At 58.7% G+C, this 24,003-nt stretch carries 25 protein-coding genes, 1 tRNA gene and 1 pseudogene; 13 read left to right on the forward strand and 14 right to left on the reverse strand.

The features are described from left to right. Window positions 1-47: 47 nt before the first annotated feature. Complete coding sequence (locus UB90_RS12310) at window positions 48-644, reverse strand: TetR/AcrR family transcriptional regulator (RefSeq protein ID WP_065326103.1); 597 nt, start codon at window positions 642-644, stop codon at window positions 48-50. A 146-nt stretch (window positions 645-790) separates the two neighbouring features. On the opposite strand from UB90_RS12310, the gene UB90_RS12315 reads away from it, so the two are divergent. After that, a complete protein-coding gene (locus UB90_RS12315) occupies window positions 791-1,720 on the forward strand; it encodes a DUF817 domain-containing protein (RefSeq protein WP_065325981.1) in 930 nt (309 codons plus the stop codon). Here UB90_RS12315 and UB90_RS12320 read toward each other — a convergent pair. Both UB90_RS12320 and UB90_RS12325 read right to left on the reverse strand, forming a co-directional pair. After that, window positions 1,674-2,039: a hypothetical protein gene (locus tag UB90_RS12320; protein WP_065325982.1), complete on the reverse strand. Its 366-nt coding sequence runs from the start codon at window positions 2,037-2,039 to the stop codon at window positions 1,674-1,676. The genes UB90_RS12315 and UB90_RS12320 overlap by 47 nt on opposite strands. Before the next feature lie 287 nt (window positions 2,040-2,326). Continuing rightward, the gene (locus tag UB90_RS12325; protein ID WP_065327190.1) at window positions 2,327-2,800 is read right to left on the reverse strand and encodes a cupin domain-containing protein; all 474 of its coding nucleotides are present in this window, start codon (window positions 2,798-2,800) and stop codon (window positions 2,327-2,329) included. 238 nt (window positions 2,801-3,038) lie between these two features. On the opposite strand from UB90_RS12325, the gene UB90_RS12330 reads away from it, so the two are divergent. Next, entirely contained in the window at window positions 3,039-3,797 is a 759-nt protein-coding gene (locus UB90_RS12330) for an alpha/beta fold hydrolase (protein WP_065325984.1), read from the forward strand. 81 nt (window positions 3,798-3,878) lie between these two features. On the opposite strand, the gene UB90_RS12335 is transcribed toward UB90_RS12330, so the two are convergent. The 7 genes and pseudogenes from UB90_RS12335 to UB90_RS12355 all read right to left on the reverse strand — a co-directional run bounded on the left by UB90_RS12335 (window position 3,879) and on the right by UB90_RS12355 (window position 9,213). Continuing rightward, entirely contained in the window at window positions 3,879-4,766 is an 888-nt protein-coding gene (locus UB90_RS12335; protein ID WP_065325985.1) for a DNA adenine methylase, read from the reverse strand. A 140-nt stretch (window positions 4,767-4,906) separates the two neighbouring features. After that, window positions 4,907-5,068: a hypothetical protein gene (locus UB90_RS22815; RefSeq protein ID WP_157888764.1), complete on the reverse strand. Its 162-nt coding sequence runs from the start codon at window positions 5,066-5,068 to the stop codon at window positions 4,907-4,909. Window positions 5,069-5,071: 3 nt separating this feature from the next. Then, window positions 5,072-5,217 (reverse strand): annotated as a pseudogene (locus UB90_RS22735) (IS5/IS1182 family transposase); the annotation flags it as partial. Window positions 5,218-5,265: 48 nt separating this feature from the next. Then, complete coding sequence (locus UB90_RS12340) at window positions 5,266-6,531, reverse strand: F390 synthetase-related protein (RefSeq protein ID WP_065331975.1); 1,266 nt, start codon at window positions 6,529-6,531, stop codon at window positions 5,266-5,268. Then, window positions 6,528-7,310, reverse strand: coding sequence for an MBL fold metallo-hydrolase (locus UB90_RS12345; protein ID WP_065325987.1), 783 nt, complete (start codon window positions 7,308-7,310; stop codon window positions 6,528-6,530). Before UB90_RS12345 ends, UB90_RS12340 begins: the two co-directional genes overlap by 4 nt. Further along, window positions 7,298-8,230 (reverse strand): NAD-dependent epimerase/dehydratase family protein, encoded by a 933-nt coding sequence (locus UB90_RS12350; protein ID WP_065325988.1) that lies wholly within the window; start codon window positions 8,228-8,230, stop codon window positions 7,298-7,300. Before UB90_RS12350 ends, UB90_RS12345 begins: the two co-directional genes overlap by 13 nt. Continuing rightward, a complete protein-coding gene (locus tag UB90_RS12355; RefSeq protein WP_065325989.1) occupies window positions 8,230-9,213 on the reverse strand; it encodes a 3-oxoacyl-[acyl-carrier-protein] synthase III C-terminal domain-containing protein in 984 nt (327 codons plus the stop codon). Before UB90_RS12355 ends, UB90_RS12350 begins: the two co-directional genes overlap by 1 nt. A 133-nt stretch (window positions 9,214-9,346) precedes the next feature. On the opposite strand from UB90_RS12355, the gene UB90_RS12360 reads away from it, so the two are divergent. From UB90_RS12360 to UB90_RS12375, 4 genes are all read left to right on the forward strand, one after another. Then, complete coding sequence (locus UB90_RS12360; RefSeq protein WP_065325990.1) at window positions 9,347-9,940, forward strand: TetR/AcrR family transcriptional regulator; 594 nt, start codon at window positions 9,347-9,349, stop codon at window positions 9,938-9,940. Beyond that, a complete protein-coding gene (locus UB90_RS12365) occupies window positions 9,933-10,994 on the forward strand; it encodes a sulfotransferase (RefSeq protein ID WP_065325991.1) in 1,062 nt (353 codons plus the stop codon). Before UB90_RS12360 ends, UB90_RS12365 begins: the two co-directional genes overlap by 8 nt. Before the next feature lie 174 nt (window positions 10,995-11,168). Next, window positions 11,169-13,883, forward strand: coding sequence for an EAL domain-containing protein (locus UB90_RS12370; protein ID WP_065325992.1), 2,715 nt, complete (start codon window positions 11,169-11,171; stop codon window positions 13,881-13,883). 124 nt (window positions 13,884-14,007) lie between these two features. Next, on the forward strand, window positions 14,008-15,261 hold the full coding sequence (locus UB90_RS12375; RefSeq protein WP_227512091.1) for a winged helix-turn-helix domain-containing protein: 1,254 nt from the start codon (window positions 14,008-14,010) through the stop codon (window positions 15,259-15,261). 85 nt (window positions 15,262-15,346) lie between these two features. Here the strand turns inward: UB90_RS12375 and UB90_RS12380 are convergent. Both UB90_RS12380 and UB90_RS12385 read right to left on the reverse strand, forming a co-directional pair. Further along, a tRNA-Cys gene (locus UB90_RS12380) sits at window positions 15,347-15,420 on the reverse strand. 186 nt (window positions 15,421-15,606) lie between these two features. Next, window positions 15,607-16,086, reverse strand: coding sequence for an Lrp/AsnC family transcriptional regulator (locus UB90_RS12385; RefSeq protein WP_005647105.1), 480 nt, complete (start codon window positions 16,084-16,086; stop codon window positions 15,607-15,609). 147 nt (window positions 16,087-16,233) lie between these two features. Between UB90_RS12385 and cobA the strand changes: the two genes are divergently transcribed. The 6 genes from cobA (at window position 16,234) to UB90_RS12415 (ending at window position 21,246) form a co-directional block, all read left to right on the forward strand. Continuing rightward, entirely contained in the window at window positions 16,234-17,052 is an 819-nt protein-coding gene (gene cobA / locus UB90_RS12390) for a uroporphyrinogen-III C-methyltransferase (RefSeq protein ID WP_081285579.1), read from the forward strand. Further along, window positions 17,052-17,372 (forward strand): DUF2849 domain-containing protein, encoded by a 321-nt coding sequence (locus tag UB90_RS12395; protein ID WP_065325993.1) that lies wholly within the window; start codon window positions 17,052-17,054, stop codon window positions 17,370-17,372. The genes cobA and UB90_RS12395 overlap by 1 nt, the downstream gene beginning before the upstream one ends. Further along, window positions 17,365-19,032, forward strand: a complete 1,668-nt coding sequence (locus tag UB90_RS12400) for a nitrite/sulfite reductase (protein WP_065325994.1) — start codon at window positions 17,365-17,367, stop codon at window positions 19,030-19,032. The genes UB90_RS12395 and UB90_RS12400 overlap by 8 nt, the downstream gene beginning before the upstream one ends. Window positions 19,033-19,035: 3 nt before the next feature. After that, the gene (locus UB90_RS12405; protein ID WP_065322039.1) at window positions 19,036-19,797 is read left to right on the forward strand and encodes a phosphoadenylyl-sulfate reductase; all 762 of its coding nucleotides are present in this window, start codon (window positions 19,036-19,038) and stop codon (window positions 19,795-19,797) included. Window positions 19,798-19,802: 5 nt separating this feature from the next. Next, a complete protein-coding gene (locus tag UB90_RS12410; RefSeq protein ID WP_065325995.1) occupies window positions 19,803-20,207 on the forward strand; it encodes a DUF934 domain-containing protein in 405 nt (134 codons plus the stop codon). A gap of 166 nt (window positions 20,208-20,373) precedes the next feature. Further along, window positions 20,374-21,246 (forward strand): ferredoxin--NADP reductase, encoded by an 873-nt coding sequence (locus UB90_RS12415; protein WP_009177063.1) that lies wholly within the window; start codon window positions 20,374-20,376, stop codon window positions 21,244-21,246. A gap of 150 nt (window positions 21,247-21,396) precedes the next feature. Here UB90_RS12415 and UB90_RS12420 read toward each other — a convergent pair whose 3' ends face one another. Continuing rightward, a complete protein-coding gene (locus UB90_RS12420) occupies window positions 21,397-22,224 on the reverse strand; it encodes a hypothetical protein (RefSeq protein WP_065325996.1) in 828 nt (275 codons plus the stop codon). Window positions 22,225-22,472: 248 nt separating this feature from the next. On the opposite strand from UB90_RS12420, the gene infC reads away from it, so the two are divergent. Continuing rightward, window positions 22,473-23,021: a translation initiation factor IF-3 gene (gene infC, locus UB90_RS12425; protein WP_039982787.1), complete on the forward strand. Its 549-nt coding sequence runs from the start codon at window positions 22,473-22,475 to the stop codon at window positions 23,019-23,021. Window positions 23,022-23,129: 108 nt separating this feature from the next. Here infC and UB90_RS12430 read toward each other — a convergent pair whose 3' ends face one another. Further along, window positions 23,130-23,915 (reverse strand): FAD binding domain-containing protein, encoded by a 786-nt coding sequence (locus UB90_RS12430; RefSeq protein ID WP_065325997.1) that lies wholly within the window; start codon window positions 23,913-23,915, stop codon window positions 23,130-23,132. Window positions 23,916-24,003: the final 88 nt, after the last annotated feature.

Here is a 24,003-nt window from a genome sequence, read left to right on the forward strand (position 1 = left end):
GAACGCCGTTCAAGAATAAAAATGAACAGTGTTCATAAAGGTAAGGTTTACCTTACCGTCAACCGTGACAGCACCAGTGCAATCATGCGCCGGATCTCATGCGGGGGCACGCCAGAGATCCGGTTTTCCAATCCCAGCAGCACAATGCCATGCACAGAAGAAAACAGCGCCCGCACGGTCAGCGCCTGCTCCGCGCGGGGCTGATCGGGAAACAGCTCGGCAACTGGGCCTGCAATATGCTGAAACAAGCGATCAAGTGCGGTGCGATACCAATCGGGCACTGCCCCATCGGCTGGCAGTTCCAGATCGAACAAAGCGCTCCACAGGCGATTGTTGGCGCTGGCAAAGTCCAGATAGGCCTCGCTCATCCGGATCAGCCGTTCACTGGCGGCGGCACACTGTGATGCGGCCACGGCGGCCTCGACCTCTGCCCCGAGGCGCTGAAACGTGCGCCCGTTTACTGCCATAACCAAGGCTGTCATATCGTCAAAGGCGTTGTAGATCGCCCCCACCGCGCAGCCTGCATCCTTGGCCAGATCCCGCGCCCTGAGCGATGTCACGCCTGCGTCGCGAATACGCGCCTCTGCTGCATTCACCAGCTTCTCACGAAGGTCCGCCCTGCGCTGCTCTGCCTTTGTTGTCATCTTATCCATCCGATTTCTTGAACCGCGTTCACGCCATATCCGTCTATAGGCCGCATGTCCCCCAGAATGCAAATCCCGGCTTCAAAGACCCTCCGCGCGTCAAAAGCACATAGACTTCATGCTCGTTTTGCAGTCATTTCCCTCATATGACCCAGCAGACACTCCATACGCCCGCCAGCGTCACCCGTACACGCCGTCTTGAGCGCGCCCTTGGGGACTGGATGCGCGCGCGGCTGCCGCATTATCTGTCAGAATTCGTGATGTTCACCCTGAAACAGGGCTGGGCTGCGATCTTTGGTATCCTGCTTTTGGGTGGGCTGTTGATCTCCAGTCGCATCTGGCAAGCGGACTGGGCATTGGCGCGTTATGATGCGCTATTGATCTATGCGCTGGGACTTCAGGTGGTGTTTCTGGCCACTGGCATGGAAAGCTGGCGCGAGGTGCGGGTGATCCTGTTGTTTCACCTCACCGGCACGATCATGGAAATCTTCAAGGTCGATGCCGGCAGTTGGGCCTATCCTGGTGATGGTCTGGCGAAACTCTGGGGTGTGCCGCTGTTCTCGGGCTTCATGTATGCCTCGGTGGGGTCCTATATGGCGCGAGTGATCCGCCTGTTTGACATGCGCTTTGCCCCCTACCCGCCGCTATGGATGGCGACCGGCCTTGCGGTGGCGATCTATGTGAATTTCTTCAGCCACCATTTCATGCCGGACATCAGGCTGGCATTGTTTGTTGCCACGGTGGTGATTTTTATCCGCACCCGGATCTGGTTCTATATCGGCGGCCACGCCTATTGGATGCCACTGCCACTGGCGGCCTTCCTGTCCAGTTTCTTTCTCTGGGTGGCGGAAAACGTCGGCACCCGCACGCGCACATGGCTCTATGCCGGGCAAGACAGTGACCATTGGGTCAGCCTTGCCAAAATGGGCAGCTGGTATCTGCTGTTGTATGTGAGTTTTGTCACCGTCACCCTGGTGGTGCGCGACGCGCTCTCACACGCGCCTTACCGCCCGGTCGGGTCTCACGGGATCAGACGAACCCCCGCCAGCGCAGCACGACCACCAGAAGCGCTATGACGCACAATACGGCAAAGGCCGAGGTGGCGGCCATATCCAGAAGGCGCCCCTTGCGCCTGTCCTTGAGGTCGAGCTCCGCAAGATAAGCCCGCAGGCGACGCGCTTTCTTGACCAGTCCCTCCTCGTCCAGCGCCGCAGCCAGGCGTGGATGGGCAAAGCTCTTCTCGGCGGACATAAGATCATCCGCCGCTTTGCGTAACCGATGCGGCAAATGACGCCGGGCACGGCGTAAACTCTCCGACAGCTCACCCGAGAGCTTCAGCCGCTTTTCCAGCAACGCGCGAAGTTGATCCAACTCGCTCTCAAGTGTTTCGCTCATGGGGAGAAGTCCTTAACGGCAACGCTACAGCAGGCGCGACCATAGCGGCAGCCTTGCATGATCTCAATGGCTAGGCTGGTAGTGGAACGCATACTGCGTGCGATGACGAATGAGATCGGCTGTCGCCCCCTAACATGATCGAAGGCTCACTCAGGTAATGCAAACTCGGCGCGCAAATCCATGAAGGTGGTGGGGCCTGTGTTATCTGATGCTGCTTTTCACACCACGGACCGCAACACTCAGGCAAACTGCCTTACGCCCCCTTTCTATAGCTGCAAAATATCTCTTTAGTCCGTTTGATAAGGGGTATCAGCAGGAGATCCAGCATGATCCGTCCAGCGGCGGTTCCCGCTCTCCCTGTCGAAGTGCAAAATGCGATTGTGATCGGGATAGGTCACAACGTCACGCGGAGACCTCGTACCAATCACGAGATACCGAACCTCTGTGTCACTGTTGTTTTGCATACAATGTCCGACTGGATCACCGGCTTTGAATGTTGCGGCGTCGCCCGGACGCATAACGACGCTGTCGCCGCCTTCGTGAAGAGTGACCTCGCCTTCCAAGACATAAACCATCTCGTCCTCCCCCGCATGCCAGTGCTTAACAGACGAAGAAGACCCCGGAGGCAGGATTTCTTCAAAAGCACCAAACTGCGTCAAGCCCCCGCTGTCGCTAAACAAAAGCGCTCGGTATGGACCACACGGATCCCCTTCGCCATCACTGCTGTCGGTTTTGGCGGTTTCCTTGCTGAACACTGGCATCACAGTTTGTCCCCAAATAGTTTTGTCTTCGACAGTTTTATCATCTGCAACTTAGGTTCATATGCTTTGCTGTTGGAGTAGGTGATTTCCCTTTCCCAGTAGATTGCTCATATCTGCAGCATTGCGTGATCAGGTTTTGCTCTAGACACAATTCCGGAGGTCGCTTGATCGGCCTGCACGCAAGAGTCGTGCGCGGTTGGGGGCTGACACCGTCGCTTGTTGTGGCTATCACCGCGGTATGTTGAACACGATCCTACATGGCACCCCGACGGACCAACCACCCCTGCTGATCGCGCATGGCCTCTATGGCTCCGGGCGCAATTGGGGGGTGATCGCCAAGCGGCTTTCGGACGAACGGCAGGTGATTGCCGTGGATATGCGCAACCACGGCCTCAGTCCGCAGACCCAGAGCCACACCTATGTCGATCTCGCTGAGGATCTGGCAGAGGTGATCGCCACCCATGGCGGCCGCATGGATGTGGTGGGACATTCCATGGGCGGCAAGGCGGCGATGGTACTGGCACTCAACCACCCGGAGGCCGTGAACCGTCTGGTGGTCGCCGATATTGCGCCGGTGAGTTACCAGCACACTCAGGCGCATTTCATCACCGCCATGCGCAGCGTGGATCTGTCGCGCGTGACGCGCCGCTCGGATGCGCAAGAACAGCTGGCAGAGGCTGGCGTGGACGCGATGTTGCAGAGCTTTTTCACCCAGTCCCTTGATGTGGAAAACAAACGCTGGCGGTTGAACCTCGACACACTGGAGCGCGAGATGCCGCATATCCTGTCGTTTCCGGAGATTGAAACCCATTGGGACGGCGCGGCCTTGTTCCTGACAGGGGCCAATTCGGAATACGTGCTGGCGGAGCATCGCGGCCGCATCAAATCGCTGTTTCCGGGCGCTCGCTTTGCCAAGATCCCCGGTGCAGGTCATTGGCTGCACGCCGAAAAACCGCGTGAGTTCGAAGCTACGGTGCGCAGCTTCCTGAACGCGTGATCGCGGCACCGGTATTGGGGGCGCTGCCCCCGGCCCTTTGCGGGCCTCCCCCGGGATATTTGAGGTTAGAAGAGGCGCGGGTCAGTAGGTGAGGAGCAACCGGTCCCTTACCACCTCTGTCTCCATCCGCTGGCCGCCCATCTGGAAACGCTTTAGCATTGACTGGCCCATATTGACGAGGATCTCGCGGTCAAACAGCCCCTGTGGGATTGGAATGTCGCAGTAGATATCGCCGGATTTCTTGGTTCCGTCGATTGACATGGCCACCCGCACCCCGCGCGCTTTGCAGGCGGCGATCGTGGCGAAGAGTTCTTCGAGTCGAAACGCCTGCGCACCGTAAAGGATAGTTTGCGAATGCGCATAGGGCGGGTCGCAATAAATCACGTCGCCTGCCCGCGCCTGCGCCATGGCGGCGCGGTAATCCAGACAAGCGAAACGCGCGCCTGACAGGCGGTCGCGCCACATCTCGACCCGTTCTGCGAATTTATGCGGCTTCATCATCGGATGGCTGCCGCAGGGCGTGGACATATAGCCATCCTTGCGCCGAAAGCGCACAACACCACCGTAGCAGGCACGGCACAGGAACAGGAAATCCGCACCATTGGGAGCAAGGTTATAGCGCGCTTTGATCGCCTCATAGGTGGCGACGCGGTTGCCCGCCATAAAGCTCTGATAGCGGGTCTGATACCAGCGATTGAGACGATCCGGATCGTCGTGCAAGGCCTGCCAGATGTCGATCAGCGGGGCATAGATATCGGAGCCCACCGCGCGATGCGGGCGCAGGTTTGCCATCACGCCGCCTGCCCCCAGAAATGGTTCAAAATAAGTGCCGTAGTCCTTTGGCAAATGCGCCACGATCTCATGGGCGAAGCGCTGTTTGTTGCCGACCCATTTGAGCAGTTGCGTCTTGAAGGGCGGTGGTGGGCTGGGATCGCTCACCCGCGGTAAATCCGTGGTTTCAGATGTCATCCGCGCCCTCTGGTCTAACGTATAGATTTGCGGAGAAATACGCGATCTCTTCGCAACCTGCCAGAGCGATGAGGACAAGTGCAAAACAGCAAAGAAAAAAGAGGCCACTCTCGCGGCCCCTTTTAAAGGTTGAGCGCTGGTTAGAAGCGCAGGCTGTAGTCGATGGTCAGGCCAAAATCCTTATAGCCCTCGCTGCCAAGCCCATCGTAGCGCGCAGAGATGGCGAAACGACTACCGCTGGCCCATTTATAGAGCTTTTTATGCAAAGAGGTTGCAAGGCAGGCTTTCCCTTTCTCCATCATTAGTTATCCTGTGGGCTCTGTGACAGGTATGCTGAGCGCGGTGTAGCCGCTTAGGACGGTAGCGCGGATCTGAAGCACTGCGGTCTGTAAACAAAATCACGCGCCATGAGGCTTCTTTGCTCCAGCAGCTTCACGCTATGCATTTTCGTCTACGCGTGCGCTGCTCGGGGTGACAGGTCCTGTCCCGTTATGACGGCCTATTGACGCTCAACACGAATGCGGCGGTGCTTAAATTCGGTTCGCGGCGGGCAGCCAACACGTATGTCAAGCACGGGCAAAGAGACCTCAAGTCGCTGCGCAAGTTTGTGCAGCGCATGCGCGACCTCAGCTGTGGCCCCCTCGGTGGGGTGATCCAGCCAAACGGTGAGCACGCCCTGTTTCTCAATGATGGAATAATCCCGTACGGAGGCCCGCATCGCGGCAATCGCGCTGCGAATGGCCTCTGCCGGGACCATTTTGCGGCCATTCTCTCCCTGCCACCACAGCATGTCATCCTCGCGCCCCTCAATCCGGGCGATCCGGACACAGGCGGACCCGCACGCACAGGGGGCAGGTTCAGGCAGGAGAACGTCATTCAGACGATAGTTCAAAATCGGCAGGCTCTCTCGGGTAAAGTCATGAATGATCGGACAAAATGCACCTGTGTCCGGATCGATCACATCCCGGTCAATTTGTAACCATCCCTCATTGAGGTGCAGCGATCCTGCAGGACAGGTAAAGGCCAGCACCCCCTCCGTTGCCTGATAGACCTCATCAAGCCTGCAGCCAAACGCCGCCTCGGCCAGGGCTTGGTCATCGGGGCAAAGCGTCTCCGCGACGGAGATGATTTTGTGCGGAGCGATCCTGATACGTCCCTCGCTCTTTGCCTGCGCCAGATGACGCATCAGGCTTGCTGGCGCAATCACCACCGTTGGCGCGAGGGCGTTCAGTCGGGGTAGATGCGCCTCAAACGGGCTGAGCATGTCAAAGAACTCAAACCGCACCAGTGGATTGCTCAAAGTTCGGTACAATACGTTGTCCGCACGCATAAAGAACGCAACGCGCTGGCGTTGCATAAGATTTGGCCAAAACCGCCCCATCAGGATCGCAGCCCACATGCGCCGTTCTTGGGGGGTCGCCAGAAACAGCCCCCGTTGCCCTGACGTTCCGGTCGACAAGCCCACGGACACCTCGCCGATGGTGGGGCTGAAATCACGGCTGCGTTCTGCTTTCAACGCGACATGCAGCGCCTCATCATAAGCGATCCCGCAGGTGTTGATCCGAGAGAAACTCTGCATCAGCCGCGCCTTGTTCATGGGCGGCAAATCCTGCAGGAGCCGATCCGCGTACGCCGCATAAAACGGCGAGCGCGGCATCACTTTGGCCCGAAAGCGTGCAAAGCCAGCGCGTTGATGCGCCTCAAGCGCCGCGCGTGTGCGCCAGCCTGCGCCATACCGGGTCCGCACAAAAGCCCCGAGGCTCATGTGATCACCTCCCGGCAGTGCGACGGCACAAAGGTTATATCGGGCCGCGCGCCCATCAGCCTCCGCAACCGCGCAAAAGTGTCGCGATACCGCGCGGCATCCCCCAAACGATGCAGCACAAAAGCGGGGGGCATGCGGCCCGTGCGCAGCGCCTCGCGTCCATAAGCGGCGTCGGCAATCAGGAAATGCGCCGTCTGCGGCACCCAAATCCCGATCTGCCCAACACCATGCCCGGGCAAGGGAATGGCGATTAACTCGCCCGTGCCGAGCAGATCACGCCCCTGCGGAAATTCTGGTAACTCGGTTTCAATAAGGTCTTGGTCCTCAACGGGCTGCGGCGCGCGGGCCAGAACCCCATCGCGCAAGATCGGAGGACAGGCCTCAAGCGTGGCTTTCACCCCGCGCAATGTCGCCAAATGGGCAATTGCCGCGCCAGACGCACAGACCGGAACATCGCGCGGCAGATCCATCAGCCCTGCCACATGATCCCCGTGCATGTGGGTCAAAACGATCAGATCCGGGCGACAATTGAGCTGAGACATGATGTGCTCATGATCGGGCAATTGAACCGGCGTTGCGATCCGGTAGGCCCGCGCGGGAAAGCGATGCGTGGCATCAAAAAACGCCGGACCGTAGCCGCAATCAACCAGCACGTTAGCGTTTGGGGTTTCAATTAGCGTCGCCAAAGCAGGCAGATCGACTTTTCGCCACCCAGCCAGCCCCGCTGCAAACGGACGCACGCGGCAACTGCCGACGCGCATAGGTGTCACGCGAAGCATTCTGACAGCCCCTCTTCCAATGTCACCAAAGGTTGATACCCGAGGTCTCGGCGCGCGGCACTGATATCAAGCGTCAAAGAGCGCCCCAGCGACACCACCGCCTGACGGGTCAAAGCTGGCTCACCTGCGCCCATCCAAAGCGCGCGCCGCTCAGACAGCGAGGCGATTGCATAGGCCAGCGGATAGGGGAGCGGCAATCGTCGCGGCTGATAGCCACCATGGCGGGCCACCAGAACTGCCAGCATGCGAAAGCTGAATACCTCGCCAGAGGTGATGTTCCATACGCCACCCGCAGGACCTGCCGCTGCCAATCGCATTGCACGGGCGGCATCGCTGCGGTGGGTCAGGTCAATCTTGGCCTGGCCTCCTGATATCATCGGAACAAAACCGCGCGCCATGACGGCGCGGAGGCGCGGCAGCAATGCACGATCATGGCGGCCATAGATGGCGCGCGGACGGATGGCCGTGCAACGCATCTCTCCATTCGCAGCCAAGACTAACGCCTCTGCCCGACGTTTGGTCTCTGCATAAGGCGACAGGGCGCGCGGCGGGAGTTCGGCGTCTTCGCTGAGGTTCAGCCGATCTCGCCCATCCGCATAGATGCTTGGCGTTGAGGCAAAAACAAAACGCGCGACGCCTGCTTTTTTCGCAGCCCGCAGCAAACGCTGCGTTGCAGTAACATTCACGGCCTCAAACTCCACCGGACTGCCCCAACCGCCGCTAAGGGCCGCGCAATGAAAAACAGCATCCATGCCTTGGGTCAGCGGCAGGAGATCATCAGAAACCAAATCTGCAGGGTGAAAATCGGGCAGATCCGCAGGCACGCGCGCCGTGGTGCGCAGCTGCCAGCCATGACCCGAGAGTTCATCGACCAAGGCGCGGCCCAAGCAGCCGCTCGCCCCTGTGATCAGCGCACGCATCAAAACTGCACCACAGTTCCGCCAATCGAAATCCCGGCAGAGGTTCCGATCAACAAGGCCTTGTCACCGCGCTGCAAACGTCCATTTCGGACCGCGTAGTCCAGAACCGTGGGAATGGAGGCCGCCACCTGATTGCCGTGATTGCTGAAAATATCCACTACCTTGCTTTGTGGCAGGTGCAATGCGCGCGTCATCAGACGCAACGCCTGAGCACTGGCCTGATGCGGCAAGACGGCATCCAGTTCATCACGCTCAAGCCCTGCGCGTTTGAGCAGATCAGTCACAAAGTCCGGCAGATAGCCAGCGGCCAGTCGATAGGCTTGTGCGCCATCCATCTGGAAACAATCGTCGCCCTCATCGCTGCCCCGCACCGGGTTTACTCGTGTGCCACCCGCTGCCAACACGCAGGCCTCTTTGCCTTCAGCATAGGTCGCAAAGCCATGTGACAGCACCGCCCCCTCGCCCGCGCCAACCACAACCGCCCCTGCCCCATCGCCAAAGATCGCGGCACTCTCGGGGTGCAACCAGTTCAGCCCCACGGATGCGATATCGGCAGAGAAGATCAGCACACGCCGCGCGCGTCCCGCTGTCACCCAGAGGCCCGCAACATCGAGCGCTTGCAAGAACCCAAGGCAGGTCGCATTGATGTCAAAGGCCGGGATGCCGGATTGTCCCAAGCCAAGGCGATCCTGCACCAGCACGGCCGTTGATGGAATCGGCTGCTCCATCACGCCACAGGCACCGAGGATCAGGTCCAGATCCTCCGGCCCGCAGTCGGCCATATCCATTGCGCGGCGCGCAGCTTCTGTCGCCATCATCGAACTGGTTTCATCAAGCGTTGCGACCGCGCGGCTCTCAAGACCAAACCGCGCCTGCACTTGCCCGGCCTCCCAACCAAGGCGGCGATCGATATCCGTACTGAGACGTTTATTTTCAGGCAGATAGCTACCCGTTCCTTGAATGGTAAGCGCGATAGGAAACATATAAACAATCCATTTCTGAACATCGTTCTAAAATATTGACATATGCGACCGGATCGTCAAGATCATTTCAGAACATTGTTCAAATACCCAGCGCCCATTCCAATTATGGGCCTTTCCAAAACTGGAGATCCACATGGCACGGCCCCGGCAATATGATCCCGAAACACTGCGGGCCGCAGTGGTCTCCGCCGCCCGAGGGTTGCTGGAAGAAGGTGGCCCCCCTGCTCTGACGGCGCGCGCATTGGCGCAGGCTTCAGGTGCTACGAGCGGCACGATTTACGCAAGCTTCGGGGATCTCCACAGCGTGCTGATCGAGGTAAACCGCGACACCTTTCGGGAGCTGGGCGAAATGATTGATGCCTTGCCGGATGCGCCGCCGGAACCTTGGCTTTATGCGCTGGCGGAGGCCTATGTGGACTTTATGCTAGAACGCAAAGGGGTCTGGCGCGGCCTCTTTGAAGGAGACCGGGTCACGGATGTTTTCCCGCAGTGGTACATGGCCGCAATCAATGCCCTGCTGGCAAAAATTGCGCATCCCATAGCAGCGCTGGCCCCGTCAGAGAATGCAGCCGAACGCGCCGAGGAGTTGTTCATTTCCGTTCACGGCGTGGTCGCATTAGCCGCGATTGGGCGTCTGGATATGGTGTCCCCAAGGTCGCCAAAGGCGTTGGCACACGCCGCGGTGAACACAATGCTGAGCGCGCTCAAGGAGGCAAGCGATGCATAACCCTGCTCACAAGCTGACGGGTGGATTAATCCTTGGTTCCGCCCGATGTGGTTCAACTTTGGTTTCCGATATTCTGCGGCTGCACCCTGCGATCCTGTCGCTGTCGGAATTGTTCTCGACCGTTGGGCCAAATGCCTTTCGGCCAGATCAACTGAGTGGAGAGACATTCTGGCGCAATCTGTCCAAACCCTCGCGCGCTTTGTCACAGATCGGCAACCCCGACAGCGCGCCCAATGAGTTCCTCTATGGGCGCGTCGAAACTCCAGCGCATGACCCATGGTTCTGCCCTCCCATACTAGCGATCACCTTACCGCATCTCTCGCAGTCTCCAGACGCGCTGTTTGCTCAACTCGCGTCCGAGGTCCCACAATGGAACCGCAGGGACATGGGTGATCAGTATCGGGCGCTATTTCAAAGCCTTGCGAATAGCCAGGGCGGCAAGCAGATCTGGGTCGAACGCTCCGGAGGCTCATTGGTGGCGGCCAAAACGCTCCTCGAAATGTTTCCCGAAGCGCGTCCGGTTTTGCTGTTGCGAAATGGGCCTGATACGGTGCTCTCGATGCGCGACTACCCGGCCACCCGCGTGGCAATCTGGATGTGGCGGCACCTACGCCCGTTTGGGATCGATCTTTTCGATCCCCAAACCCACTACGGTCGCGGCGCCCTATGGCCCGTGATCGAACGTTTCGGCGGCGTATTCGGCCTACGCAGCATCTTGGCAAAGCGCCCGAGCCTGACCGACAGCGCGGCCTTCTGGTCGGCGATGATGGAAACCAGCCTTCAAACCCTGATGGGGCGGGATCTGATGGTGCTTTCCTACGAAGAACTTTGCGCTGCGCCACGACAGGAAATCCCCCACCTTGGGCAATATCTTTTGGGCGATGCACCTGAGGCATGGGTTGAAGCCGCAAGCCAATTGCCAGAGCAGCGCCCATCCAAGATAGCTACCCTGACAACCAAGGAACGTGACGCTCTTTACGCGGAATGCGCCCGCGGTGAATTGGCCATTCGAGAGTTTCAATCATACAGGACATCGTCGCGCACCGACGGTTAAAGCGACATCTCAGGTTGGTTTTCCATCTTGATACAACCACTTGGCTCGCATCCATCACCACATCCCCTCGCGGCACAACACGGTCAAAACACATTCAGAAAGTAACTGTATTTTGACCTGCTGACGTCACAATGGAGGTCGGAACGGTTTGTTGTGTGTTGCGAGTGAGTGCTCATGTCAGAAATTGACGCTGTCTGGATGCTAATTTCAGCACTTCTTGTGCTTGTCCTGCAATCCGGGTTCCTCTGCCTTGAGTCCGGCACCGTCCGGACGAAGAATGCTGCCAATGTCGCGCTCAAAAATATGGCGGATGTCTGCGTCGTCAGCACATGTTTCTGGCTGGTTGGTTTTGGCCTGATGTTCGGCACCAGCTTTGGGGGCCTCTTTGGGACCGGTGGTTTTTTGCCCCGGCTCGACAACGCCACAGGTCATTCAGCCGCGATCTTCTTGTTTCAAATGGCCTTTGCTGCCACCGCCACCACCATCGTCTCCGGCGCGGTCGCCGAGCGGGAGCGGTTTTTAGGCTATATGATTGTGTCGATCGCACTCAGCGCCTTCATCTACCCGATTGCCGGTCATTGGATCTGGAATGAGGCGGGTTGGCTCCGACAACTCGGATTCATCGATTTTGCTGGTGCAACGGTGGTGCATAGCGTGGGCGGATGGACGGCCTTGGTCGCCGTGATCTTCTTGGGTCCAAGGCTGGGGCGCTACGGTCGAAAGAACCGCTTTTTTGAGGAAAACTCCATCTCGCTGGTCACACTGGGCGGGCTGCTGCTTTGGGTTGGCTGGGGGGCTTTCAATGGCGGATCGGCGCTGGCCTTTAACACGAATGTCGGCCCTGTCATCGCCCGTACAATGCTATCTGCAGCAGGCGCGGGTCTGGCCAGCATCGCCATCGGCCTTTGCATCTTTCGCTGTGTCAGGGCGGAACTCTTGGTCAATGGCTTCCTCGGTGGACTTGTAGCAAGCACCGCTGGCATCCATCTGATATCCGGGCCGACAGCCTTTTTGATTGGCGCCGCTGGCGCGGTCGCGGTCATTGTGGCGCGTGATATATTGGACGCGCTGGAAATCGATGACGTTGTTGGCGCAATCCCTGTTCATCTGGCGGCGGGTCTTTTGGGCACGCTGGCAGTGGCCTTCGCGGCTCCACAGGATGCACTGCCTGCAGGCAGCCGGATTGCCCAGCTTGGCGTGCAGGCTTTTGGCGCAGCTGTCGTTGGGATCTGGGTCATATCCTGCATGACGCCCTTGATCCTGCTTTTAAAGGCCCGCGGCCTCCTGCGCGCGCGCCCCCGAGATGAAGTGCGCGGCCTCAACCTCGCAGAAAACAACCAGCGAAACATGTTGTTGGAATTGCTGGAAGAAATGAAACGTCACCAGCGGACCGGATCGTTCAGCAGCCGCGTGCGCATCGAACGCTCGTCAGAATTGGGCGTGCTGGCCTATCGCTACAACCGCGTTCTCGACCGGGTTGAAGAAGAGATTGACCAGCGCATGGCCTCAATCCGCAAAGAGCGTATGAGCCGAGAGATGGCGGAAGAAGCCTTTGAGGCGATGCGCGCGGCTCAGGAGGAGAGCGCCTGGTCGGCCCGACATGACAAACTCACCGGTCTGGGCAATCGCAAGCACTTGGAAGAAATTGCCTCAGCGCCTGCGACAGCTCAGCAGGCCGGTACGCTGGTTATCGCGCTTGATCTGGACCGTTTCAAATATATCAACGACACCTATGGCCACGAAGTGGGCGATCTGGTCCTAGAACAGGCTGCACGGCGAATTTCGGACAAGATCCAGCCCGGATGCGATTTCGCTTTCCGCATAGGAGGGGATGAGTTTGCCTTGCTGGTGGAATTTTCCGGAAGCGAGGCAGAGGCGTTCGAGTATTGCTCCGACCTCCTGTTCGAACTGCTTCAGCCGGTGCGCTACAAGGACGTCGAGCTTGAAGTTGGTGTCTCCATTGGGTTTGCACTCTGCGAGCCCGGTGAAACGCTTCTTTCCGCGCTGCGGCGCGCCGATCTGGCTCTTTATGCGTCAAAGGCCGACGGGCGATCCTGCGTCAACGCGTACTCCTCCGCCATTGGCGCGGCGCATGATGAAAAAATGGATCTGATCCGGGACTTTAAGCAGGCGTTCCGAAACGATGAAATCAAAGTGACCTTCCAGCCGCAAATCGATGGGAAAACCGGGGCGATTGCCGGCTGTGAAGCTTTGGCCCGCTGGCACCACCCCAAGCGCGGCATCGTCGGCCCAGATGTTTTTGTATCCATCGCCAAAGAAGTGAACATGCTAGCGGAACTGGATCGGCGAATTTTGGACCTTGCGCTCGCTGCTTATTGGGAATTCGCCGAACATAACATTAACTTACCCAGCATATCGGTGAATGTCTCTGCAGAGCGGCTGGGGCATCCAGGCTTGATTGAAGAGTTAAAGCAACGCACAGACCTCCCCACCAGCGGCTTGGCTTTTGAACTCCTAGAGACGGTGTTTCTGGATCATGTCGACGAGGATTACGCCAAGCAAATCGACGCCCTGAAAGCGATGGGCATTGGGATCGAAATTGATGACTTTGGCACGGGGCATGCCAGTATCGCAGGCGTGCTGGCGCTGCGCCCCGACAGGCTCAAGATTGATCGTATGTTCACGACCGGTATCGACAGCAAGCCTGCGCGCAGAGACCTGATGCGTGGATTGATCGAAATGGCCACAAGTGCAGGTGCTGCAACGGTTGTGGAAGGCGTGGAAACTGAGGCCGAAGCCAAGATACTCGCTAATCTTGGGGCCGACGTCTTGCAAGGATATGCATTCGCGCGCCCAATGGATCGCGACAGTTTTCTTGCTTGGGCTCAGGACTGGAATTCTGGTCAGTCGTTCATGCAAGTCGGCTAAGGACGCCGCCCAAATCCTAAGCACAGGACACGCGCCGTTACGGCCCGTCTATAGCCTTACAAAGGATATCTCTGTCCGCGCCGGGCCGAGAATCTCATATGATCGAAGCAATACCCCCAAGACCGTGCCGGAATCACGTGAGATTTCAAATGAAACGCCTTTCGCCTGCTCCTCGTTTGTGAAACAAATCCAGAACGTGGAGGAGTGCAGCGCATTGGCACGGTTAAAAATTGACAATCAAACCGCCCGCGCCCTGTGGCTCGGATCGCATGGTCTCGCGCAGGCTCCGACGGGGCCCTTGGACACGCCGCAGTTGATAAAACAGCTGGGATTTGTGCAACTCGATACCATTCAAGTTGTGTCCCGTGCCCATCACCATATCCTGTGGAGCCGCAATCAGAACTATCGCGAACACATGTTGGACCCTTTGCTTCGAAGCACACGGCAGGTGTTTGAACATTTCACCCATGATGCTTCTGTTTTGCCCATGGAATTCCTCCCCATGTGGCAGCGTCAATTCTCGCGCAAAAAAGCTCAAGTCGGTCGCTCAAACTGGTTTGGCAAGTATCTCGAACAAGAACTGATCGACGAGGTTCTGCGTCGGATTGGAGAAAACGGCCCTCTCTCGACAAAAGACTTTGAGACCAAAATTTCAGGCGAAAAGACGATGTGGAAACGTCCGCCTCACAAGATGGTGCTCGATTATCTTTGGTACTCTGGCGAATTGGCGACATCGCATCGCGACGGGTTTACCAAATACTATGACCTGGCCGAACGCGTGTATCCGCAGGATATGCCCGAGCTCAGCGACACGGAGCAAATCACCCAGCTCTGCCGCACCGCAGTTAACAGGATTGGTTTTGGAACTTTAGGTGAAATCCATAAATTCTGGGAGGCCTGCGAGAAAGCAGAAGTCCAATCTTGGGGAACTAGTGATGCCAAAAACCTGATCGAAACTGAAATACAAAGCGCAGATGGCAGCTGGACCAAAGCAGTGGCTTGTGCAGATATCGAGGAGCGGATTAGAACACTGCAAAACCCCACGTCCCGACTGCGCATACTCAACCCGTTCGATCCGGCCATTCGCGACCGCAAGCGCCTCGCGAGGCTATTTGGTTTTGACTATACCGTCGAAATGTTTGTCCCGGCCATGAAACGAAAATGGGGGTATTACATTTACCCTTTGCTGGAGGGGAACCGGATGGTTGGTCGAATAGAGGTCAAAGGGGACCGCGCAAAAGGCACACTTACGCTGACCAAGTTTTGGACCGAAGACACACGCCTGCGGACGAAACAACGCACAGACAAGCTCGAGGCGGAATTGAAGCGGCTCGCCAAACTCGCGGGTTTGAGTGAGGTCATATGGGCGCTGGAATAAAAGCCACATCTGGCTGAGCGAGTGTCCACTTAACAGCCAACCGACTAACAGCCAACCGACTGACATCTCATTGCTTGGAATATTGTGGAGGCGAGTACCGGAATCGAACCGGTGTACACGGATTTGCAATCCGCTGCGTCACCACTCCGCCAACTCGCCGCCTTTTGCACCTGATGTGGCGGGTGGTGTCCGGCCACTTGGTGTGTATCGCTTTCTATGGAGGTTGCATGCGGGGTGCAAGAGCCAAAACTACATTGAGATGCGAAAAGTCCGACATCAAGCGCCGCTCAGGATCGCCCCTTTGAACAAAAACAGCCTCCTCTATGTCGCAGGGCTCATCACCGCTTAATCGACCCGGATTTGCGCCAGTGGCAGATGGGTGGTGGATTTGATTTCCTCCATCGACAGGAGAGCCGTCACATTGTGGACGCGCACTTCTGAGATCAGCGCCTGATAGAATTTGTCGTAGGCCCGGGCATTCTTCACCCGCACCTTCAGGATGTAATCGATATCCCCCGCAAGGCGATGCGCCTCCTGAACTTCGGGGCGTTCTTGCAGTGCTTTGAGAAACTTTGCCTGCCACTCGGCTTCATGTTCGGACGTGCGGATGAGAACAAAGAAACAGGCCTCAAACCCCAGCGCTTCGGCATCGAGGATCATGGTCTGGTTGCCCACCACTCCGGCCTCGCGCAACTTGCGGATACGATTCCAGACAGGCGTCTTTGAACTGCCCACTTGCTTGGCGATTTCGTCCAGCGACTGCCCCGCATCGCGCTGGAGTTCCGCCAGAATTTTCCGGTCCGTGGCGTCGATCCGCACTGTCATTCCAAAATTCTCCTAAGTTTAGGACGCGCGGACCTCACGGCGAAATGCAGTGAGACATGTGTCCTTATTTCCCAGCCCATATAGCACAGAGCGAGGAATATTTCCTATATCTACAATCACGTCAAACAGCAAAAAATGGACCGAGAGATGCCCCGCGACACGCATTACATCCCGCCCCTCACGCCGCCCCTGCCGGGAGCCGCTGGCGTGATGTGTCCGGGCGTTGTGGCATTTGCGGGCTCTGGTCCGGGCGATGCCGACCTGCTGACCCTCAAGGTGCTGAAGGCGCTGAGGGAGGCGGATGTGATCCTTTATGATCGTCTGGTCAGTGAAGAGATCATGGCGCTCGCCCACGACAACGCCATTTTGGAAGACGTCGGCAAAGAGGGCTTTGGCCCCTCCATGGCACAAGAAGAGATCTGCGCGCGGCTGGTGTATCACGCCAAACGTGGCCTCAAGGTGCTGCGGCTGAAATCGGGTGATCCCACCATCTTTGGCCGTCTCGACGAGGAGCTCTCGGCCTGCGAGGCCGCTGATGTGGACACCCAAATTTTTCCGGGCATCACTGCTGCCTCGGCTGCAGTCGCCGCCATCGGGCAGAGCCTGACCCAGCGGGGGCGAAATTCCTCGGTGCGGTTCCTGACCGGGCACGACATGAAGGGCTTTGTCGATCATGATTGGGCGCAGCTTGCCCGTCCGGGCGAGGTGGCCGCCGTCTATATGGGCAAGAAATCTGCCCGCTTCGTGCAGGGGCGCATGTTGATGCATGGTGCGGACCGCGCGACGCCCGTGACCGTAGTGGAGAACGCCTCGCGCGCGGATCAGCGCGTGCTCGCCACGACTCTCGATCAACTGCCCGCCGATCTGGCCGCAGCGAATTTTGCTGGCCCGGCGCTTACTTTCCTTGGGCTGGCGCCGCGTGCCGCGTCTGCCGCCCACACCGAAATTCAGATGGAGCTTGCCTGATGGCCCGTGCATTCACCCCCAAAGTCGTCACCGCCAACGACCTGCTGGAAGGCGATGTGATCTATCTCACCACCGCTGGCAACTGGACCCGCGACCTGCGCGACGCAGAGCTGATCACCGATGAGGCGGAGGCGCAGCTGCGCCTTCTTGATGCACAAAGCCAGCCGCAAATCGCCGTTGGTGCCTATCTCGCCGACGCAAAAGCGGGCGAGCAAGGTCCCGAACCCACCCATTTCCGCGAGGATTTCCGGCGCACCGGTCCCTCGAACTATGCCCACGGTAAGCAAGAAGCCAAACTGGAGGCCACCGCAGATGTATAAGTACAACGACTTCGACTCCGCCTTCCTCGCCGAACGCAACCGCCAGTTCCGCACTCAGGTGGAACGCCGCATCGACGGTGCCCTCACTGAGGATGAGTTCAAGCCGCTGCGTCTGATGAACGGTCTCTACTTGCAACTGCACGCCTATATGCTGCGGGTGGCGATCCCCTATGGAACGCTCAATCCCGATCAGATGCGCGCGCTGGCGTTGCTGGCGGCGAAGTGGGACAAGGGCTATGGTCATTTTACCACCCGTCAGAACATCCAGTACAACTGGCCAAAGCTGAAGGACGTGCCGGACATGCTGGACGCGCTCGCAGAGGTGAACCTGCATGCGATCCAGACGTCTGGGAACACCATCCGCAATGTGACCGCAGATCATTTCGCCGGTGCCGCCGCCGATGAGATCGAAGACCCCCGCCCCATCGCCGAGCTGATCCGCCAGTGGTCCACTGATCACCCGGAGTTTCAGTTCATGGGCCGTAAGTTCAAGATCGCGGTGTCTGGCGCCTCCAACGATCGCGCGGTGCTGAAAGCGCATGACCTTGCGGTAAAGATCGTCAAGAACGACGACGGCGAGATCGGCTATCAGGTGCTGGTGGGCGGTGGCCTTGGCCGCACCCCGATGATTGGCAAGGTTCTGAACGAGTTTGTCGCCGCCGATGACTTGCTGCCCTACATTGAGAGCGTGATTTCGGTCTGGAACCAGCTGGGCCGTCGCGACAACAAATATAAGGCCCGCATCAAGATCACCGTGCACGAGCTGGGTCTGGAGAAAATCCGCGAGCTGACCGAGGAACGCTTTGCCCAAGTGCGCACGACCTTTGGCGGTGCCGATCAGGCGCTGTTCCAGGACATCAAGCGCCACTTTGCTGCGCCGGAGTTCCGCACTGGTGGCACCGAGGCCTTTGACGCAGCTTACGATTCCGATCCGGTGTTTCGCGCGTGGGCCGACACCAACCTCGCCGCGCACAAGGCACCGGGGCATGCCATCGCAACCATCTCGATCAAAAAACACGGCGCGACGCCGGGCGATGCAACTGCCGATCAGATGCGCGCCATGGCAGATATTGCAGAAGAGTTCGCCTATGGCGAGCTGCGCATCAGCCACGAGCAGAACGTGATCCTGCCGCATGTGCACAAGAACGACCTGCCCGCGATCCATGCGCGTCTGAAGGCCGCCGATCTGGCCACCGCCAACATCGGGCTGATCTCGGACATCATCGCCTGCCCCGGCATGGATTACTGCGCGCTGGCCACCGCGCGCTCAATCCCCGTCGCGCAGGAGATCGCCACCCGGTTCGAGGATCTGAAGATGGAGCATGATATCGGCCATCTGCAGATCAAGATCTCTGGCTGCATCAACGCCTGTGGACACCACCACGTCGGCCATATCGGCATCCTCGGTCTGGATCGCGCAGGCGTCGAGAACTACCAGATCACGCTAGGTGGTGACGCGACCGAAACGGCAGCGATCGGCACCCGCACCGGGCCCGGCTTTGCCTATGACGAAATCGTCCCCGCAGTAGAGCGCATCGTGGAGACTTATCTGGAGCAGCGCGAGAGTGCGGAGGAGGAATTCCTTCAAACCTATCGCCGCGTCGGCATGGAGCCCTTTAAGGCGGCGCTCTACCCGGCAGCAGAGAAAAAGGTGGCCTGAGCCATGACCCGCATCGACCATGATATCCATGGTCACCCCGCTGCCCCGCGCAGCGAGGAGGCCCTGGCCGAACAAGTGGCCGCGCTCAATGCGCGTTTCAAACACCACTCGGCCACCTCAGTGATGGAAGGCGCTTTGCGTGATGCTGGAAACATCGCGCTGGTGTCCTCCTTTGGCGCAGAATCGGTCGTGCTTTTGCATATGGCCGCCGTCATCGACCCGATGGTGCCAGTGTTGTTTGTGGACACGGAACTCTTGTTCACCGAAACGCTGGTTTACCAACAGGAGGTGAGCGAGCGTCTGGGGCTAAAGAATGTGCGCGTCATCAAAGCCGATGATATCGCTGAAAAAGACCCCTATGGCGCGCTCAGGTTTTCCGACACCGATGCCTGCTGCACCCTGCGCAAAACCATCCCGTTGCAAAAGGCGCTGGCGGGCTATGACGGCTGGATCACCGGTCGCAAGCGGTTCCAATCCGGCACCCGCGCCGCGCTTGATTTCTTTGAGGTCGAGGACGGAACGGGGCGGATGAAGATCAATCCGCTGGCCCACTGGGCACCCGAAGATGTGCGCGCCTATATGGATGAAAACCGCCTGCCCCGGCACCCGCTGGTGGCAAAGGGCTATCCCTCGATCGGCTGTGCCCCTTGCACCAGCCCGGTCGCAGAAGGCGAAGACCCCCGCGCTGGCCGCTGGCGCAACCAGAACAAAGTCGAGTGCGGCATTCACGTTGTGGATGGCAAATTCGTCCGTACAGGAGCTTGAATGATATGAGCGTTATCGTAACCGACGCGGGCTTTGCCCATGATGACTGGACCGGCGGCTTTGAGGGGGCAAATGTGCTCGATCTGGCGTCTGACACGGATCCTGCCACACTAAAAGACCAACTGGACGGCGTAGAGATGATCCGGGTGGATTTCCCCTCTTTTGCCGACGGACGCGGATTTACCATTGCACGGATGCTGCGCCTGATGGGATATCAGGGGCGTCTGCGCGCGCATGGCCATGTGATCTCTGATCAATACGCAATGGCGCGCCGGGTTGGCTTTGACGAGGTGGAGATTTCCGACGATCTCGCCACCCGCCAGCCCGAAGGCGAGTGGTTGTTCCGCGCCAATTGGCAAAGCCACAACTATCAGGCCCGCCTGCGCGCGCAATCAAACGCCGCGCGCTAAGCCAGCCCCACGACATCGCCGTCAGGCCCCGCCCCGTTCCCGGCCCGCAGCCCTTTGTGCTGGACCAGTGGGAACGACACCCTGCGCAAGATTGCCGCAGAGGGGGTTCCCCTGACTTGGATCAAAGACTAATCAGAGGTGCCGGCCTATCCCCGCTGGCAGAGACATGATGAACGAGATTTCGCCCGTGAGTGAGCCTGTGACCGAAGCTGCCGCGCCTGCAAAGGCCAAACCCGCCCTGCCCGACGCCCAGACCGTAACGGAGGTCAAGCACTGGACCGACCGGCTGTTTTCCTTCCGCTGCACGCGGCCTGCATCCTTGCGCTTTCGCTCAGGCGAATTCGTGATGATCGGCCTGATGAACGACCCCGACCCAAAGACCGGCAAGGTAAAGCCCTTGCTCCGCGCCTATTCCATCGCATCGCCGAGCTGGGACGAGGAAATGGAGTTCTACTCGATCAAGGTGCAGGACGGCCCGCTGACCTCGAAGCTTCAGCACATCAAGGTGGGTGACGAAATCATCCTGCGCCCCAAACCCGTCGGCACGCTGGTGCATGATGCACTGCTTCCGGGCAAGCGGATCTGGTTCTTTGCCACCGGCACCGGCTTTGCGCCCTTTGCGTCCCTGCTGCGCGAACCGCAGACCTATGAGGATTACGACGAGGTCATCATCACCCACACTTGCCGCGAGGCCGGTGAGCTGACCTATGGCCGGGAGTTGATCGAGAGCCTGAAGGACGACGAGCTTCTGAATGAGGTGATCGGCGAGGGCTTCTGGAAGAAGATCAAATACTACCCCACCACCACCCGTGAAGAGAGCGCCAAAATGGGCCGCATCACCGACCTGATGCGCTCGGGCGAGGCCTTTGCCGATCTGGGCGTGCCGCCGCTGAACCCGGAAAGCGACCGTGCGATGATCTGCGGCAACCTTGCCTTCAACCTCGAACTCAAGGATCTCTTTGAGAACACCTACGGTCTGGAAGAAGGCGCGAACTCCAAACCTGCGCATTTCGTGGTGGAAAAGGCCTTCCTCGACTGATTACTGATCACGCAACCTGAATTTGAAACGCCTTCGCAAATCAATTGCGGGGGCGTTTTCCTTTGCAAGTCCGACCCTGACACCCACACAAAAAAAACGCCCCGAAAACTCGGGGCGTCTCATTGTGCGCTCTGTCCTAAGACCTAAGTCTCAGAGACCCAGTGCGGAACGCGCTGCCTGCAGGGCTGATTTCAAAAGCTCTGGATTGTCGCGCGCCTGAGTGATCGCCGATTTCACGGCGGTCTTTTTCAGCGGGTCCAGTTCCGAGCCATCAATCAGTTCGATCACGCGGTCGTAGTTGAACCCTTCGGGCGTCAAAAGCTCCGAAGGCGTTGCAGCTTCTGCCTCTGCGGTGGCGTCTGCTGTGGTCTCCGGCGTGACGGCCTCGGTGACCGCATCTGCTGTAGCTTGCGCGGCATCTTGCGTCTCAGTCTGCGCCTCAGTGGCCAGATCGCTCGCCCCTTCGGTCACAGCGTTCACCGCGTCAGACGCTGTTGTCTGAGCGGCCTCTACAGCACTGGCTGCCCCCTCTTGTGCGGCCTCAACCGCGGCGGCGGCACCCTCCACGGCTGTTGCAGCGCCTTCCTGTGCTGCTTCAACCGCTGCGGTGGCCTGTTCTTGGGCCGCCTCGACGGTTTCAGTCGCGCCATCCACAAGATTTCCTGCCGCGTCAGAAGCGGCCTCTGTCGCGCTCTGAACTGCCTCAGAAGCCTCGTCGGCAACGGTTTGTGCCGTTTCCTCAACCGTGGTGGCTGCTTCTTCTGCTGCCGCCTCAGCCTGTTCTTGCAAATCGGTGGCCTCGGCCTCACCGGTTTCGACTTCAGCAGCTTCGGTCTCTTCAGCAACGACAGGCGCTGCCTCATTTGCAACCTCAGCCGGTGTGTCAGTCACGGCCTGTTCGTCTGGCTGGTTCAAATACCACACGGCACCTGCAACCACGACCAAACCAATTGCTGCGCCCACTCCTGCGATTTTCATGGCAATATCCTTCCATGCTAACGTCCCGACGTGGGACGGATTGCAGATGTACTTCTGCTTAATTGACGGATACAACAAGGGGGAAGTCCTTGCACACGCTCCCCTCGGCCATGCTTTGCCAGCACATCCGACTTGTGCGTGAAATCTCTTGCCAATCGCAAAAACCCTTGTGTTTCCGGCTTGCAAGACTGTGAGACACCGATTAAATTCCCGGCTCAAATTTCTGCAATTATCAAAGGATAGAACCCATAGCTCGCAGACCTCATAACGCGCCGCCGACCCGTGACACTGGCCCGCGCGTAAACGACAAAATCCGCGCTCCCGAAATCCGCCTGATCGGTGCAGAAGGCGAAAACGTAGGCGTTGTGCATCCCGCAAAGGCGATGCAGATGGCCGAAGAGGCTGGTCTCGACCTTGTTGAGATCTCGCCCAATGCCACGCCCCCGGTCTGCAAGATCATGGACTTCGGTAAGTTCAAGTATGAACAGCAAAAACGCGAAAGCGAAGCGCGCAAAAAGCAGAAGATCATCGAGGTCAAAGAGGTCAAGTTCCGTCCCAACACGGATACCCACGACTATGACGTGAAGATGCGCAACGTGATCAAGTTTCTGGAAAACGGCGACAAGGTGAAAGTCACCCTGCGCTTTCGTGGCCGCGAAATGGCACACCAGAACCTTGGTCGTGAACTGCTGCAACGCGTGGCCGAAGACATCAAGGAACTCGGCAAGGTCGAGAATATGCCAAAGATGGAAGGCCGTCAGATGATCATGATGATCGGCCCGCTTCCGACGAAGTAATGCGCATCGACCGCTCTTGAGCCGGTTGAACGAAAATCCGAATAAAAAGCCTCCCCCCGAGATTTTGGGGGAGGCTTTTTTATTTTTTCCGAAACTGCTGCGACGGGGTTAGCCCGTCGCAGTCACCGCCCGCTTGGTCATCACGCCGACCAGATGCGCGCGATACTCTTTGGTGCCGTGGATGTCACCGATCATGCCCTCAGCTTCAACGGTCAGGCCGGATATCGCATCGGCGCTGAAATTGGCCGACAGCGCCGCTTCGGCTTCCGCCCAGCGGAACACGCCCTCCTCAGACGCGCCGGTAACCGCCACCCGCACGCCATCCGCAAATTTGGCGACAAAAACGCCAACCATGGCAAAGCGCGACGCCGGTTGCAGGAACTTCTGATAATTCGCCACCTCCGGCACCGGAAATTTGACGGCGGTGATGATCTCACCTTCCTCAAGGGCGGTGGTAAACATACCTTGGAAATAGTCATCCGCCGCAATCTCGCGGGCATTGGTCACAATGGTTGCGCCCGACGCCAGGGCCACCGCCGGATAGCAGGCAGCGGGGTCGTTATTGGCCAGGGATCCGCCGATGGTGCCCCGGTTGCGCACCGCTGGATCACCAATCTGCCCGGCCAGCGCGGCCAGTGCCGGATAGGCGCTCGCACCTTCCGCAACCTCAGCATGGGTGGTGCCACCTTTCACAACCACCTCACGTCCCGAGGCAGAAATACCTTTCAACTCAGAGATGCCGCCCAGACTCACCAAGGTCGTCGGCATCGCCAGACGTTGCTTCAGCGTCGGGATCAAAGTCTGCCCGCCGCCCAGCGCCTGCGCATCCTCTTCGCTCAGTGCCGCGACGGCCTCCGCGACACTCGATGGTCGCGCGAATTCAAACTCATACATCGCTCTTCCTTTCCGAAGGATCGCCCTTGGGCTCCTTCATCTTCTCATAAATATCCCGGGGGTGCGGGGGCTGGCCCCCGCTCCGCCG

Origin of the sequence: Tritonibacter mobilis, from assembly GCF_001681715.1 — a bacterium.
GTDB classification, from domain to species: Bacteria; Pseudomonadota; Alphaproteobacteria; order Rhodobacterales; family Rhodobacteraceae; genus Epibacterium; species Epibacterium mobile.